General features: G+C 56.0%; 12 protein-coding genes and 1 pseudogene. 5 read left to right on the top strand and 8 right to left on the bottom strand.

Annotated features, from left to right (window positions below):
* Positions 1 to 71: 71 nt before the first annotated feature.
* The 5 genes from HGO37_RS22915 to HGO37_RS22935 all read right to left on the bottom strand — a co-directional run bounded on the left by HGO37_RS22915 (position 72) and on the right by HGO37_RS22935 (position 7170).
* The gene (locus HGO37_RS22915) at positions 72 to 551 is read right to left on the bottom strand and encodes an OsmC family protein (protein ID WP_250985397.1); all 480 of its coding nucleotides are present in this window, start codon (positions 549 to 551) and stop codon (positions 72 to 74) included.
* A gap of 378 nt (positions 552 to 929) precedes the next feature.
* A complete protein-coding gene (locus HGO37_RS22920) occupies positions 930 to 3596 on the bottom strand; it encodes an ATP-binding protein (protein ID WP_250985398.1) in 2667 nt (888 codons plus the stop codon).
* 628 nt (positions 3597 to 4224) lie between these two features.
* Positions 4225 to 5835, bottom strand: a complete 1611-nt coding sequence (locus HGO37_RS22925) for a DUF6892 domain-containing protein (protein ID WP_250985399.1) — start codon at positions 5833 to 5835, stop codon at positions 4225 to 4227.
* Positions 5836 to 6033: 198 nt separating this feature from the next.
* Positions 6034 to 6405 carry a DUF1330 domain-containing protein gene (locus HGO37_RS22930; RefSeq protein ID WP_250985400.1) on the bottom strand — a complete coding sequence of 124 codons (372 nt, stop codon included), beginning with the start codon at positions 6403 to 6405 and terminating at the stop codon, positions 6034 to 6036.
* A gap of 45 nt (positions 6406 to 6450) precedes the next feature.
* The gene (locus HGO37_RS22935; protein WP_250985401.1) at positions 6451 to 7170 is read right to left on the bottom strand and encodes a helix-turn-helix transcriptional regulator; all 720 of its coding nucleotides are present in this window, start codon (positions 7168 to 7170) and stop codon (positions 6451 to 6453) included.
* Positions 7171 to 7335: 165 nt separating this feature from the next.
* On the opposite strand from HGO37_RS22935, the gene HGO37_RS22940 reads away from it, so the two are divergent.
* From HGO37_RS22940 to HGO37_RS22950, 3 genes are all read left to right on the top strand, one after another.
* A complete protein-coding gene (locus HGO37_RS22940) occupies positions 7336 to 7932 on the top strand; it encodes a GntR family transcriptional regulator (RefSeq protein WP_250985402.1) in 597 nt (198 codons plus the stop codon).
* A gap of 284 nt (positions 7933 to 8216) precedes the next feature.
* Positions 8217 to 8681: a nuclear transport factor 2 family protein gene (locus tag HGO37_RS22945; protein ID WP_250985403.1), complete on the top strand. Its 465-nt coding sequence runs from the start codon at positions 8217 to 8219 to the stop codon at positions 8679 to 8681.
* A gap of 2 nt (positions 8682 to 8683) precedes the next feature.
* Entirely contained in the window at positions 8684 to 9244 is a 561-nt protein-coding gene (locus HGO37_RS22950) for a TetR/AcrR family transcriptional regulator (RefSeq protein ID WP_250985404.1), read from the top strand.
* Positions 9245 to 9274: 30 nt separating this feature from the next.
* Here HGO37_RS22950 and HGO37_RS22955 read toward each other — a convergent pair.
* Positions 9275 to 9415: pseudogene (locus HGO37_RS22955) on the bottom strand (MarC family protein); the annotation flags it as partial.
* Between the two features lie 366 nt (positions 9416 to 9781).
* A complete protein-coding gene (locus HGO37_RS22960) occupies positions 9782 to 10168 on the bottom strand; it encodes a limonene-1,2-epoxide hydrolase family protein (RefSeq protein ID WP_250985405.1) in 387 nt (128 codons plus the stop codon).
* Positions 10169 to 10300: 132 nt separating this feature from the next.
* On the opposite strand from HGO37_RS22960, the gene HGO37_RS22965 reads away from it, so the two are divergent.
* On the top strand, positions 10301 to 11191 hold the full coding sequence (locus HGO37_RS22965; RefSeq protein ID WP_250985406.1) for an AraC family transcriptional regulator: 891 nt from the start codon (positions 10301 to 10303) through the stop codon (positions 11189 to 11191).
* Positions 11192 to 11254: 63 nt separating this feature from the next.
* Here HGO37_RS22965 and HGO37_RS22970 read toward each other — a convergent pair whose 3' ends face one another.
* Positions 11255 to 11887, bottom strand: a complete 633-nt coding sequence (locus HGO37_RS22970) for a MarC family protein (protein WP_192491077.1) — start codon at positions 11885 to 11887, stop codon at positions 11255 to 11257.
* Positions 11888 to 12104: 217 nt separating this feature from the next.
* Here HGO37_RS22970 and gyrA point away from each other — a divergent pair, with 217 nt between their 5' ends.
* Positions 12105 to 14918, top strand: coding sequence for a DNA gyrase subunit A (gene gyrA / locus HGO37_RS22975; RefSeq protein WP_250985407.1), 2814 nt, complete (start codon positions 12105 to 12107; stop codon positions 14916 to 14918).
* The last annotated feature ends 207 nt before the right edge of the window (positions 14919 to 15125 follow it).

Here is a 15125-nt window from a genome sequence, read left to right on the forward strand (position 1 = left end):
TAATCCCTATAAAAAAGCCCGGCCAGCAAACGCTTCCGGGCTTTTTTATTGCCTGAACAGCCTGTGCAACCTCAGCTTTCAGGCTTGGCCACAAACTCAAATGTCGGCTCGCAGGTCACCGGAAAATTCACCGATCGGGCGATGAAACACACCTCGTGAATGCGGTGGTGAATGGCAGTCGCGACCTCGATATCGGTACCATCAAGCACGGTAATGCGGGGCCGCAAAATGGCTGCAGTAAAACGCCCGGCACCGCTTTTTTCCACTTCACCAGTGCCAACAGGGCTGTCCTCATAGGCCGTCACCACCACTTTGGCCTCGGAGGCGTAGTGCAGGTACCACAACATGTGGCAGGCCGATAATGCCGAAAGCAGCAGGTCTTCCGGGTTCATCTTGGTGGGGTCGCCACCCAGCAACGGATCATTGGAACAATGAATGACCGCCTTGCCAGGCACAGCCACATCCCAGGTGCGGTCATAGGCGCGATAACTGCTGGTGCCATTGCCGCGATTGCCGGTCCAGATGATGGTGGATGTATAGTCATGTGCCATGGGGCGATCCTTTTTCTTCAAATTCGTATACATGTATACACATTGAAAAAGGCCATGCAAATGCTGCTGACAAGTAGTGTGCCTAGCGTGGTCGGTGACTTATGGGATTGTGGCACCTTGCAGTGACAAGGATAAATCGGTGTGAAAACTCTCAGGAAACGCCCATTGGCACCCATATGGCCGAAGTGCCGTCGCCGTATGGTTTGGCGGTTCCGTCTAGCACACAGGTACCGACCCAGGCACAAACAACGGCCACGTGGCCGATCTCTTCGACGTACTACCGGAGTTCAAGAAACTGGCCGGGGCTCGGATACTACCCGTGCGGGCGGTAGGACGTCACGCGCTCCGCACGTGTACTACTAGATTGCGACTAATCCCTTACTGAGCCATCCAGGACGTCCAGCGCTTGATTGCCGAGCCGTGACGCTCGCACGACCCCGTAGACCAGTTCAGGCCGTAGAGATCGGCAATGATGGCGCCGAGCTCGCTGGCTGGAAGGCCGGGATATTCTATTTCGGCCAGACTGCTTTTAAAGGGCTCGATTTGCACGAGGGCCTGCCGCACAAGCATTGACGTCGGCATGTCGTCCTTCACATGATCTGCGATGCTTATCTCGCCATTCTGCTGAACGATCAGTCCAAGGGTGCTTGCAGCGAAGACCGCGTTGCGAAGACCTTGGCTCTCCGCTTCCTTCTTGGTTTTGCAGACACCGCCCCTGACCTGATCAACAAGTTCGATCACGCGCTCCGGCGGTGCAGCCGCCCGGAAAATATCGACTTCGCTGATGTTCGCCACTCGCTCGGCGGATTCCATGATGTCGAAAACGGGGACGCCGAGAACGAAATGCATCCCGTTTTTCGACAGGAGACCGAAGTGCCAGCAATACGCCAGGATACGGCGATTGTACTGCTGCAACGTCTGCTCATCGATGGAAAGGAAGGCGTACTCCGGTGCGGACGCCGTGCAGATTTCCGCGAAGGTTGCCCCTCCCTGCGCGGCAATGAGCTCTCGGGCCTTGATGAAGATGCAATTGCTCAGCAGGAATTCGATGATCTTGGCCGTCGCCGCCGCCGAGTTCTCAAAAGCTCTTTCGAAATATTGCTCCAGACGGTTCGATTTGACGATACCCATGTTGACCAGGTCGCGGACGGCGTTGTCGGTCGTCGTGAGACTGAGATTCAAGCTTGCAGCGAAGTGCTCGTAGTCGAGCCGGTCCGCTCCGAGCACAGTTTTAAGAATGCCCCTAATTCGACGGACCGAGATCGTCGGGATGTATGTGTTCGGAAGCTGAGGCACCTCGTTATAGAGAATGTAGTCCCGGAAAATGTCCCAGTAGAGGTTTAGCTTGCCACCTGTATTGATGACGAGCCGCTGGTTCACAAGCGACGCGACGTTGTCAGCACCGTACTTGTCCGCCGTAGCTCCGTATTCGACAGGAGAGTTCTGGGCAATGAAACGGATAGCCCGGGTCTGGGCCTGCGACAGTTCCTGGAGATCGTTGTTGAAGAGCGTCTCAAGGCTCGGGAGCGATCCCAACGGTCCCGGATCACGGCCGGCCTTGGCATCTTCGATATAATGGCGCACCAACTTTTTTAGGAGCCACGGGTAGCCCGCGTAGTTTTCGACGATGAACTTCGAAATGTTGTATTTCAGGGCCTGCTTCGACTCGCGTTGTGCAAGTACGATAAAGCCATCCGCATCCTCACGTGCGAACCTGTCGACCACGAAATCCTTTCGACGATCCGACAGCGAGTGCCACAGGTGATATCCGGGATAATCGGAGCCGACGGTACCATCCGTTTTCCAGGAAAAGCCGATAGCGAAAGGCGCTCGCGCTTCATCCGCTGCCAGTGCCAAGTCCCGCATACGGCTGAATGCCGCGCTGAGCTCGGAGCGATGGATGATTTCCTCGAACTGATCGAAGATCAGGCAGACTACCGCGTTCTGCGACTGGGCCTGCGCCAGAAGTTCCTGCACTGCCGGATCGTTGAACGGGTTCGTCTCGATCTTCGGAGTGCTGCGGAACAGCGGCCCGGGCGATATATACTGCTCGGCGGCCTGCAATGCCCGCAACATTGCCAGATCGGCGTAGTACGAAGTCTTCGCAGCTCGGCAATCGACCGGGAGAATAAAAATCTTATCCTTCCGTAGTTCGTCGGCAAGCTTCAGCGCGAGGCTGCTCTTTCCCCAACCAGACTGCCCCTTGATGCCGAAAAGCCTCGACGAGGTCTTACCTTTCCGGATGCGATCAAAGAAATCCCGTATCTCGTAGATCAGTCCCTCTCGACCCACGAAGTCTACAGGTCGCGATGGGCGATAATCGCTCCATTCTTCGCCGGGGATAACTTCGACGACGGGCTGTACATCTTTGCTTGGAGGTCCTTCCACGTGCTTGTGGTCTAGCCAGATCGCCTCGGGATACGGAAAATCCGTGTTGGCTAGTTCCGGCAAGTCTCTTGGTTTCATCGGAGACCCGTCACTAGCGCCCCAAGCCAGAAGACCCTTGAGTTCCCTGTTAGGTGTCCACATCGGGACAGCCCAAATCTCTCGTCCCTCCAACAAGCAAAGGAAAACCTCGGTGGCCCCATTGCTGCCCGGCAACGCCGGAAGTTCGAAACCCTTGGCGTCGACTAGAAGTGTCACCAGTTCATGCGGCGGGAAGAATTTGAAAACGTTCTTCCCAGCTTTTGCGTTGAATTTGTCCAGTCTCGCCTGAGCTTCCTTCCCGATTTCGGATATCGAAAAAATCCAGCCATGGTCGGCATCTTCAAGACTGACATCACTGTGGAGCTTGTTAACCGCGTCGGTTTGGACAGTTTCCGTGCGCGCCTTGCATTCGACAATCGCGTTGTCGCCAGAAAGCCGGTTAAGGCATTTGAGGTCTATTTCGCTACCCACATCACGAACACGCTCTTTGACAACGTAGCTCTGATAGGTGAGGAAACGCCCGACAAGCGATTCAAGAAGACGGCCTTTGACTTCCCGAAAGTCGGAGCGGCTCTTGTCTAGCGGGATGGCTATTTTGAACTTCGAATCGTGGTCCATGCTGCAACTGGAGAGGAGCGAATCCAAATGACGGAGTCTTGACTTACCACTTCCAAGCGAAAATAGACAGCTAACGTCTCGTTTTACTACTCTCAAAAGTATCTATCCGAAAGTTTCGACAGAAATACTCGACGGACCGGGGACGGGCAGACGGTAACTGATCCACCCGACCTTGTGACTTTCTACCGATGATGGTGGCGTCGGTCGCGGCATGAAGCTCCTCTTTGGAGACCCAATCTGCAAGTTCGACCAACCGTAGGCCACCTTCAACAACATCCAGCACGCCCAGATTCGCGATTATCCGTGTTACGAAGGTGATTTCCGCCAAGGCACAATGACCGCAGTTGGCGCGAAGCAGCCGAAGTGGCTTGACACAGGTTGGAACACCAGTCGGCCCGGCACCAGTCTGCGGCCGCAAGGCGCGCAACCGCGAGATCTACGGCCGCCATCTACGTGGCATTTGGAATACTCGACCCGGGAACCGTCTGTTTCAGTGACTGCCGCGGGATATCCGCGAGGGCTGATTTTCCACCCTTGAAACGCCATCTGATAATCCGGGTCTTCCACCATCGCCATAAAGGCGGCGCGGCCAAGATATTGCACCAGCCAAAGCACGCCAGAGCAGGCGCTACTCCTCAGTGGAAACCTTGATGTCGCGCGCAGCAAGCGCCTTCAGCAGCTTTGGGGTGGGCTTGCTGTTTTCCAGCCCACTGATCGATTTCAGGTTTGGCAAAAGCTCAAGGTCAGTAATCGCCTTGTTGCTGACGGGAATGGCTTCATCGCCACTACCGGGGTCCCAGAAGGGGTAGAGGTGATAGATAAACTCGGAACCACCGTCCAATCCGCTGGATTGATGCAGCGTTACGACCTTGGCCAGCAGCTCGTCCGATATGGGCAGATTTTTGAAGTAGGTCTCGACCTCCGGGATGATCTCGTATCCGTCGATCTCGACGGAAATCTCCCGCTTCTCATATTCCTTGGCAAACAGGTGGATATCGAATTGCGGCTGGAGCACTTTCTGCCGGTACATCAGTTCTTCGATGACCAACAGCTTCAAGCCAAAGTCCTTGAACCGATTGTCCGATGGCTTGTGAGGGGGATAGAGTTTCGGCCGGCTTGAATAGTCCGCAGCCTCTTTGAGAAGCGCGCCGATGCGTGCGGCATAAGGGGCAGGGAGCTTCGTTTTGGCAACCTTGAACGCCTTGCGGGTTGTTGCGGAAACGGCGAGCCGTTGCACTGCCTTGTCGCGACGTTTCCTGTTCCAGGCGTCGAAATCACTCTGGATCAAAGTCAGGGTTGCGCGATGCGCCTGAAGGGTTTTTTCGTCGCGTTCGCGGTAGGTTTGGGCTGACGTGCCGAGATGGCTTTCATATTTATTTTTCCGCAGCAGACGTTCGTAATTGGCGATGTTCGATTGCTGGAGAGCTTCAGCCTCTTGGCGAGAATATGTCTGGATATCCAGAGGCGTGAGGATGACCTCCTCCAGGAACTGTTTGAGCTGTTGCTCCGTCCAGGACGATGCGTCGCTGAGAGCGTGCTGCAGGATTGCCGAGGATTGGGCGTGGGCCGGCTTGCGTTTGTCGCTGTGGAACCCGAACATATCGTAAGCAAGGTCCACCAGCAGAGGCGCTTCCTGCTGGCCTTTTTCCAGGATGTAGAACCGGATCAACTCACCCGCCTCGCGGACTGCATCTGGGTGCAGCATCAGATGGTCGGGCAGCAGAAAACTCTTATGGTGCGGGTACGCCCGGTAGATCGCGGGCACCAGCATGGCTGCTTCGCTTCGCAACGTTTCGTCGTGGTTGCTGTAAGGCTTGTGCCAATAATAAAGGTCGAGCATCGATGTCACGATATCCGCCCAGGTTCCCGTTCGTGTCCGGCTGAATTTCTCGCTGACCACACTATTGGGTCGTTCGATCGCGCGCTTGAGAAGGTCGAGATGTTGGGTGTGCCGCGCGCTCAAAATGCGCCACGCTTCTTCCTTGCCGCCATGGCTGGCGACAGTTGTCGTGCCGGAAAATGCAAGAATGAAATTATAGGCTTTCACACCGCTAAGGGCCAAAGCGTCCTTTTCACCGAGGAACGCTTTGATCGTCGCAAAGTAGATATCGTACAGTCGTTCAACGTTGCCACGATCTTCGCCGATCAGTGATTTCCAGTTTTCCTGGGCAGTTTTTAGCGATCGGAAATCGTCTGGCTCATAGGTTTCTAGAAAATCGAGGCTTTCTTCAAACGTCATATCTACTCACAATCGATTTCGAACGGATTTGAAAGACGTGGCGCTGCGTCAGGCAGTTTCCCACACAATAAGCGGTCCTATTGGACGCAAACCTATCCTGAAGCGCTTTGAGCCATCAAGGGTAAAAAATCTGCGATATCAAGGGTGGGCAGGCGCAGATCGGTCGCCACGATCTGCGCGGCACCCCTCGAACTGCTTTCAGCCAGGAATCTCGGTCTGCTTCAGCGGCTGCAGCACGATGTCTGCAAGGGCTGATTTGCCAACCTGAAACGCCACCTGATAGTCCGGGTCTTCCACCATCGCCATGAAGGCGGCACGGCTTGGATATTGCACCAGCAACACCGCATCCCACATTTTTACGTCGCCATCGGTCAGCACCGGCAGGCCATCACCACGAAACAATATCTTGGCGCCAAAGCGCGCCAGAATGGGTGCTGCCATCTCAAGATATTCGAAATGCCGCTGCCGTCCGCCATTGGGCTCAAAGCGCAGAAGGTTCAACATGACGATGGGGGTATCATCCTTGGCGGAGAGAAAGTCGGTGAGGGCGGTTTGATTGATCGTAACCATGGCTATTCCTTTGATGTGACACCGTGCGTGGGTTCAACATCAGGTTTACCGTGGCTGTTTGTCAGAAACTGTCAGCAGCGAGCGCCAATCGCGATCCTGCTCGCGCCAGCGTTTTATCAGCACGGGACGGCGCTCCGGGTACCGTTCGTTCAACACAGACGCGGCGCTAACCCGGTCCACGCGGAAGTGGCGAAAGCCGGCGCGATGTTCGCACCAGGCAGCCAGAATGCGCACATCATCAAAATAAACCAGCGCAATTGGCCAGATGGTTCGCTGCGTGACACTGCCCTCAGCATCCCTGTAATCAATGCACATCTTCATCTGCCGGCGGATCGCGTCACGCATTGCCGCAACATGGGTCGGGTCCGTGCGCTCGGAAGCGGTCGCCGGTATCATCAACGGCACTGCTGTGGCGCTTGATGCCGCCTTGTCACTGCGCGCCGACAATATCTTGGCCATGGCGCTTTCGCCACTTTGCACAAGGGCAGGGTCGGCGCGTTGCTGCACCCATTCCAGCCCCAGCCGTATGGCGTCCAGCTCGTCGGCTGAAAACGCAAAATGCGGAAGAAAGAAACCGTCCTTCAGCAGAAAACCAACGCCAGCCTGCCCATCCAAGGGCGCACCCAGCAGCCGCAAGGTTTCAATGTCGCGGTAAACACTGCGCTGCGAAACACCAAGCTCGTCTGCCAGGTCCTGCGCAGTCACCGGCGTGCGTTTGGCGCGCAGAACGCTGAGCATTTCAAACAGGCGGCTGGTTCGCGACATGATCAACTCTTTCCACGAAAGCCTGTCCCTGCGCAACGGCGATGATGATGATGATGAGCAGAGCAATATCCAGACATCATTCGCTTGATCCATTTTTTGCACATTTGTATACATGTGTACGCATTATAAGAAGCCACGCTGACACCGCTGGCAAAGGAACCTGCAATGAACCTGACAGACCGCATCCGCGCCGATATCCTCAGCGGAAAATTTGAGGCCGGCGCTGTGCTGTCGCAGGTTGAACTGGCGGCACGTTATGGCGTCAGCCGCATTCCGGTGCGCGATGCGCTGCAAATGCTGGCAGGCGAAAAGATCGTTGAAGTCCTGCCCGGCAAAAGTGCACGCGTCGTCAGCCTGTCACGCCACAGCCTGGATGAAATCTTCGATCTGCGGGTGATGCTCGAATGTGATCTTCTGGCCCGTGCCATCAAACAGGCCACAGCGGCAGACCTTGTCGAGATAGACTACGCGCTGAAAAAATCGTCGCTGGAGGCCGGACGTCCCGGCTGGCAGGCCGGTGACTGGCTGTTTCACCAGACATTATATGCCCCAGCCGGACGCCACCGCCAGCTGGCACTCATAGAGGAGCTGCGCACCAGCTGCATTCTCCACGCCACAGGTTATCAGCAACTGGCAACGGAAACCGCCCGCTGGCTGGATGACCATGAGCGGCTGGTTGCCGCCTATCGTGCTGGCGATAGCGATACCGCCTGCGCCATTTTGCGCGACCATATTCTGGCCGCGCAGACGCAACTTCGCTAAACGCACAGCGAAGGGGCGGGCAGATCAGGCTGAGCGCCAAATGACACCCTAACGAGCGAAGTCCGCTATCGGCCGAAAGCAGTCATCACACCTCATGCCAAATGTCTTGGCATAGATGAAAATCCTGACGTTCAGTTCGGCGATAAACCAGCTCTCGGCACTGAATGAACATCCGTTAAAGCAAATGAAGATCCACTTGACAGACGAACCATTGAAGAGCATTGTACCGATCAGTAAAGATATTACTCATAGGTACAATCTGTTGTCTTGGAAAGGACTTTGTCATGTCTCGCCCTCCACTTCCCCCATTCACTCTTGAAAGTGCTATCGAAAAAGTTCGCCTGGCCGAAGACGGTTGGAACACCCGCGATGCCGCCAAAGTCGCTCTGGCGTATACGCTCGACACACGCTGGCGCAACCGCGTTGAATTCGCGACAAATCGGCAAGAAGCTCAGGAATTTCTGACACGCAAGTGGAACAAGGAGCACGAGTACCGCCTCATCAAGGAGCTCTGGGCGTTCACTGGCAACCGCATTGCAGTTCGCTACGCTTATGAATATCGTAACGACAGTGGGCGTTGGTTCCGCGCTTACGGTAACGAAAACTGGGAATTTGCAGAGGACGGTCTGATGGCGCACAGGCATGCAAGCATCAACGAAATGCCAATCGCGGAAGGCGATCGTTTGTTCCGTTGGCCTCTTGGCCGTCGACCGGACGACCACGCTAGCCTCAGCGATTTGGGCCTTTAACAATGGCACGAATGGTCGCGGAAAGGTCCGACACCATAGCCCCATTGGCCGAAGTGTTCCGCGAACATGGCTATGAAGGAGCAAGCCTTGCTTTGATCAGCAAGGCTACCGGTCTCGGCAAGGGCAGCCTCTATCACTTTTTTCCACTCGGAAAGGAAGAGATGGTTCAGGCTGTACTCGCCGAAATCGAGAGATGGTTCGAGGATGCCGTATATTCCCCTCTGCGCAACGGGAGCGATGCCAATGCGGCTATCGGTGAAATGCTCGATTCCACGGACAGATATTTCAAATCCGGTGAGCGCGTGTGCCTCGTCGGTGCTTTGGCGGTCTCCAACACTCGTGACCTCTTCGCCAAAGCTATCAGAGGTTATTTCGCAACTTGGATAGACGCATTGCAGTCAGCGCTTGTTCGGCGGGGCATGGAGGCTGAGCAATCACGCATCCTTGCGGAGGAGGCCGTTCTTTCAATCCAAGGTGCAATTGTTCTATCCAGGGCGATGGATGATCCAACCGTCTTTCAACGCGCTATCAATCAGCTTCGGGGGCGATTAATCGCGTATTAGGGGATGGCGCGTCTGGCGCCAAACGGCCGCTCACGCCAGATTGAAGGCTGACTTGATGCCATCCACCACGAACTGCACGGAAAGGGCGGCCAGAATAACGCCGAGCAGGCGGGTCAGAATGGCGCGGCCGGTATTGCCAAGGAAACGGTCCATGCGGTCGGCAATGGCCAGCTGATGATGGTGGAAAAACTGCGCGCCAGCTGCATTCTTTATGCGCCGGATTATCAGGGACTTTACCGCGCTTATCTCACCCGCAATACGGACGAGGCCGTCACCATTTTGCGCCAGCACATTCAGGCCGCGCAGGCGGAGGTGCCGGCAGATCAGGCTGAGCGCCAAATGACGCCGTAACGAGCGACGTCCGCTATCGGGTGAAAGCGGACGCCAAGATGCACCTGACTTTAGCATCAGCCAAGCTATTGAGATGGCACGGTGCAAAAGCTGTGCAGAAATCGATGCACCACGCATATAGATACATGACTGGCTGTGTGCCCGCGAACGCGTTCCGAGGGTGAGGGTGCGGCGAACAGTCAGCGCCTAGCTGGCAGCCGTCATCGTCATTGAATTCGGGTGCGCATAATCGCGCCAAGCGGCAATGCGATCACCTTCGATTTCAAAGATGCCCATGAGGGTCACCCTGCCGATCTCGCTGCCGTCAGCGCGTTCGAAAATGTCCAGCCGCTCGGTAAGCACGCGGTCGCCGTCTGCCGCAATCGCGAGCATTTCAATGTGAACCGTAGCGATGCCCATGGACGTCTCAAGTTCTTCGATGAACGCAATCGCGTCATCCATGCCCGTGGTGGACGCAATGCCTACGTTATTCCAAACAGTGTTTGGGGTGAACCAGCGCTTGATTGCGGTTCTGCCGTGATCCGTCGTGAAGACATTGCAAAATTCAGAGACAAGTTCGATGGGAGTGGTCATGTCGATTTCCTTTTTTGTCGTGATAAGAAACTGGGCCATTCGCAGGACGTTCGCCATGCCTGATGATCTCGAATAATTGCCTGATCCCGTCGGGGTATTGATCTTTTCAGGCAAAGGCGCCCATGATGAAACATGGACAAACTCGATGAAATCCGCGCTCTGGCGCTACGCCATGCTGGCGTGAAATACTCCGGCATGCCACGGCTCAGCATCCTCAGTGTCACCCAACCAACTGAGTTGAGCGCATTGGTTTATGACCCGATGGCGTCCATTGTGCTGCAAGGTACCAAGAGAACAATCATTGGTGATCAGGTGTTCGATTACGGCCCCGGACAGACCATGGTCGTAGCCGCCGAAATCACCGCCATGGGCCAAATTATAGAGGCATCACCGGAAAAGCCGTTTCTGACGATCAATCTCAATCTTGATCCCGCCGTGATTATGAATGTGGTGCTCTACCTTTCGTTGACACCCGAACTGCAAATGCAGCCGGGCTTCGCATTCAGCATGGCCAATGCAGAACTGATCGGCGCTTGGCAAAGGCTGCTAGAAGTTTGCGAGCGCCCAAAGGAAATCCCTGTAATGGCCCTGCATTTAGAGCATGAATTGATGTTTCGGCTGATGCTAAGCCCGCATGCGGAGATGTTGCGCCAGATAGCCGGTGTCGACTCCCGTTTGTCCCACATTCGGCGAGCGATGGGTTGGATTCGCCAGCATTACACTGAGCAACTCAGCATTGAGGATATGGCGGCGGTTGCTGGCATGAGCGAGTCCGTTTTCCACCGGCGCTTCAAGGCCGTTACCGCTCTTAGCCCGCTTCAATACCAAAAGCATATCCGATTACAGGAAGCCCGCCGCCGGATGGTTTCGAAAGAGGCCGACGCAGCATCTGTCTCGTTCGCTGTGGGCTACAAGAGTACGTCGCAATTTAGCAGAGAATATAAACGCCTTTTCGGGGAGCCGCCGCGTCGTGATGCCGACATGGTGCAAACGATGGTCGAAACTCGCTTGCAACGAGCATAACCAAATAACAGCCCCATAATGGCCGTTATCCAGGTATGTCCGCTTCTGGCGCAAAGCGGCCGTTCACGCCAGATTGAAGGCTGACTTGATGCCATCCACCACGAACTGCACAGAGAGGGCGGCGAGAATAACACCGAGCAGGCGGGTCAGGATGGCGCGGCCGGTATTGCCAAGGAAACGGTCCATGCGGTCGGCAATGGCCAGCGCCAGATAGACTACCAGCAGTGTAAAGGCGAGCACGGCCAAGAGAATGGCCTTGTCGAGATAGGTCTGCATGGAACCGGCAATCAGCACGGTTGCGGAAATGGCACCGGGCCCGGCAATCAGCGGAATGGCCAGCGGAAACACCGCCAGATTATGAATGTGGTCCTTGGTGATGGCGATGGTCGAGGTCTTTTCTTTACGCTCCTGGCGTTTTTCAAAAATCATCTCAAACGCGATCCAGAACAGCAGCAGACCACCGGCAATGCGGAAGGCACCAAGCGAGATGCCAAGCAGCTGCAACACAGCGGCACCAAACAACGCAAACACCGCCAGAATGGCAAAGGCAATCAGCGTGCCCCGCAGCGCCACCTGAGAGCGCTGGGCGCGCGTCATGCCAGCCGTCAAACCAAGGAAAACCGGCGCCAGACCTGGCGGGTCCAGCGTAACGAGAAGGGTGGTCAAGGCATTGAGCAATGTTTCTCCGCTAACCATTTTGTGTCCCTTTCGTTACGTCATGCCATTAATTTCGCCCCGAAAACTGCCTGACTCTCGCCTTCTTGTCGCGCATTTTCTCAACCAGAGGCCACAAAAGCGTTTTCACCTTGCAAATGCCGCAAAAGGTTGTTCAAAACTCTCCGTGAAATTGGCGCTATGCGGCTCTTTCCGCTATAAAAATCCATCCGATTCTTAAAATAGAATGTGATCTGATTTGACTGAGCATAGCCCTACTGGCGGAGGAAAACTTCCTCCCGGAATCGAACCGATTTCGATTATGGAAGAAATGCAGCGGTCGTATCTCGATTACGCGATGAGCGTTATCGTTAGCCGTGCTCTTCCTGATGTGCGTGACGGCCTCAAACCCGTGCATCGCCGCATCCTTTTCGGCATGTCGGAACTCGGCATCGACTGGAACAAGAAATACGTAAAATGCGCCCGTGTAACCGGTGACGTGATGGGTAAATTCCATCCGCACGGCAACTCGGCCATTTACGATGCGCTGGCCCGTATGGCGCAGGACTGGTCCTTGCGCCTGCCACTGATCGACGGTCAGGGTAACTTCGGCTCGATCGACGGTGACCCGCCGGCGGCTGAACGTTACACCGAGTGCCGCCTGGAGAAGTCGGCGCACGCGCTGCTGGATGACCTCGATAAGGAAACGGTTGATTTTCGCGAGAACTATGACGGCACGCTGAAAGAGCCTGTTGTCGTTCCCGCCAAGTTCCCGAACCTTCTGGTCAACGGCGCCGGTGGTATCGCGGTGGGTATGGCCACCAACATTCCGCCGCACAACCTGTCGGAAGTGATCGACGGCTGTATTGCCCTGATGGACAATCCGGCCATTGATCTGTTGGACCTGATGCAGATCATCCCCGGTCCGGACTTCCCGACTGGTGCGCTCATTCTCGGCCGTGCCGGCATTCGCTCCGCTTATGAAACCGGCCGTGGTTCGGTTATCATGCGTGGCCGTGCCACCATCGAGCCGATGCGCGGCGACCGCGAACAGATCATCATCACCGAAGTTCCCTACCAGGTGAACAAGGCAACGATGATTGAAAAGATGGCCGAACTGGTCAAGGACAAGCGCATTGAAGGCATTTCCGACCTTCGTGACGAGTCCGACCGTCAGGGCTACCGCGTGGTTGTCGAGCTGAAGCGCGACGCCAATGCCGAGGTTATCCTCAACCAGCTTTACCGCTACACGCCGCTGCAGACCTCGTTTGGCTGCAACATGGTGGCGCTGAATGGCGGCAAGCCGGAGCAGTTGACACTTCTTGATATGCTGCGTGCCTTCGTGGCCTTCCGCGAAGACGTCGTCAGCCGCCGCACCAAGTACCTGCTGCGCAAGGCCCGTGACCGCGCCCACGTCCTGGTTGGTATGGCCATTGCCGTTGCCAACATCGACGAGGTTATCCGCGTTATCCGCAGTGCGCCAGATCCGGCATCTGCCCGTGAAGAGCTGATGACCCGCCGCTGGCCGGCCGCAGATGTGGAAAGCCTGATCCGTCTGATCGACGATCCGCGCCACCGCATCAATGACGACAAGACCTATAACCTGTCGGAAGAACAGGCCCGCGCCATTCTCGAATTGCGCCTGGCCCGTTTGACGGCTCTTGGTCGTGACGAAATCGGCGACGAGCTGAACAAGATCGGCGACGAAATCCGCGATTATCTGGAAATCCTGTCATCGCGGGTTCGCATCCAGCAGATCGTCAAGGACGAGATGATCGCCATCCGTGACGAATTCGGCACCCCACGTCGCAGTGAGATTGTCGAAGGCGGTCCTGACATGGACGATGAAGACCTCATCGCCCGTGAAGAAATGGTCGTGACCGTATCGCACCTTGGTTACATCAAGCGTGTGCCGCTCACCACCTACCGTGCGCAGCGTCGCGGCGGCAAGGGTCGTTCCGGCATGGCAACGCGCGATGCAGACTTCGTCAACCGTCTGTTCGTGGCCAACACCCATACCCCTGTTCTGTTCTTCTCCTCACGTGGCATCGTCTATAAGGAAAAGGTCTGGCGCCTGCCAGTCGGCACGCCACAGTCCAAGGGCAAGGCACTCATTAATATGTTGCCGCTGCAGCCGGGCGAACGCATCACCACCATCATGCCGCTTCCAGAGGATGAAACCACCTGGGAAACGCTGGATGTGATGTTCTCCACCACACGCGGAACGGTACGCCGTAACAAGCTTTCCGACTTCGTGCAGGTGAACCGCAACGGCAAGATCGCCATGAAGCTGGAAGAGGACGGTGATGAAATCCTGTCTGTTGAAACCTGCCGTGGCTCCGATCCGGTCGTCAACCAGCCGGGCGATGACGTCCTGTTGACCACGGCGCTTGGCCAGTGCATTCGCTTCCCGGTCGATGACGTCCGCGTGTTTGCCGGCCGTAACTCGGTTGGTGTGCGTGGCATTTCGCTGGGTGCAGAAGACCGCATCATCTCCATGACCATTGTTGGCCATGTGGATGCCGAGCCTTGGGAACGTGCCGCTTACCTCAAGCGATCCGCGACTGAGCGCCGTGCAGCCGGTGTCGATGAAGACGATATTGCGCTGGTGGGTGAAGAAGTTACCGAAGAAGGTCAGCTCAGCGATGAGCGTTACGAATACCTGAAGAACCACGAACAGTTCGTGCTGACGGTATCTGTAAAGGGCTTCGGCAAGCGTTCTTCCTCCTACGACTTCCGCACATCCGGTCGTGGCGGCAAGGGTATCCGTGCGACGGATACCTCCAAGACCACGGAAATCGGTGAGCTGGTTGCAGCCTTCCCGGTTGAAGACGGCGACCAGATCATGCTCGTCTCCGATGGTGGCCAGCTGATCCGCGTGCCGGTCAACGGCATCCGTATCGCCAGCCGCGCCACCAAGGGTGTCACGATCTTCTCAACCGCCAAGGATGAAAAGGTTGTGTCCGTGGAGCGCATCAGCGAGCCGGAAGGTGAAGATGACGTCGAATCGGAAATTGATGCCGATGCAGTTGTCGACGGTACCGACACCCAGACGGAAGCATCGGACGAATAAGGTCTGAACCCATGTTTTGCTAAACAAACACCCCGTTTATCCCCCAGGATAGACGGGGTGTTTTTGTATCAGACATAGCCGCGAGATATCGCCGCAAGACATCGCCGCGAGACATCGCTGCCTGTTTTGGGGAAAACCGAGGCGCAGCAGATTTTAAGTCTGACGCCCCTCAAAATGGCCACAGACGTCACGGTAAGACAGGCAGCG

This window comes from Rhizobium sp. CG4 (genome assembly GCF_023701965.1).
Classification (GTDB): Bacteria; Pseudomonadota; Alphaproteobacteria; order Rhizobiales; family Rhizobiaceae; genus Agrobacterium.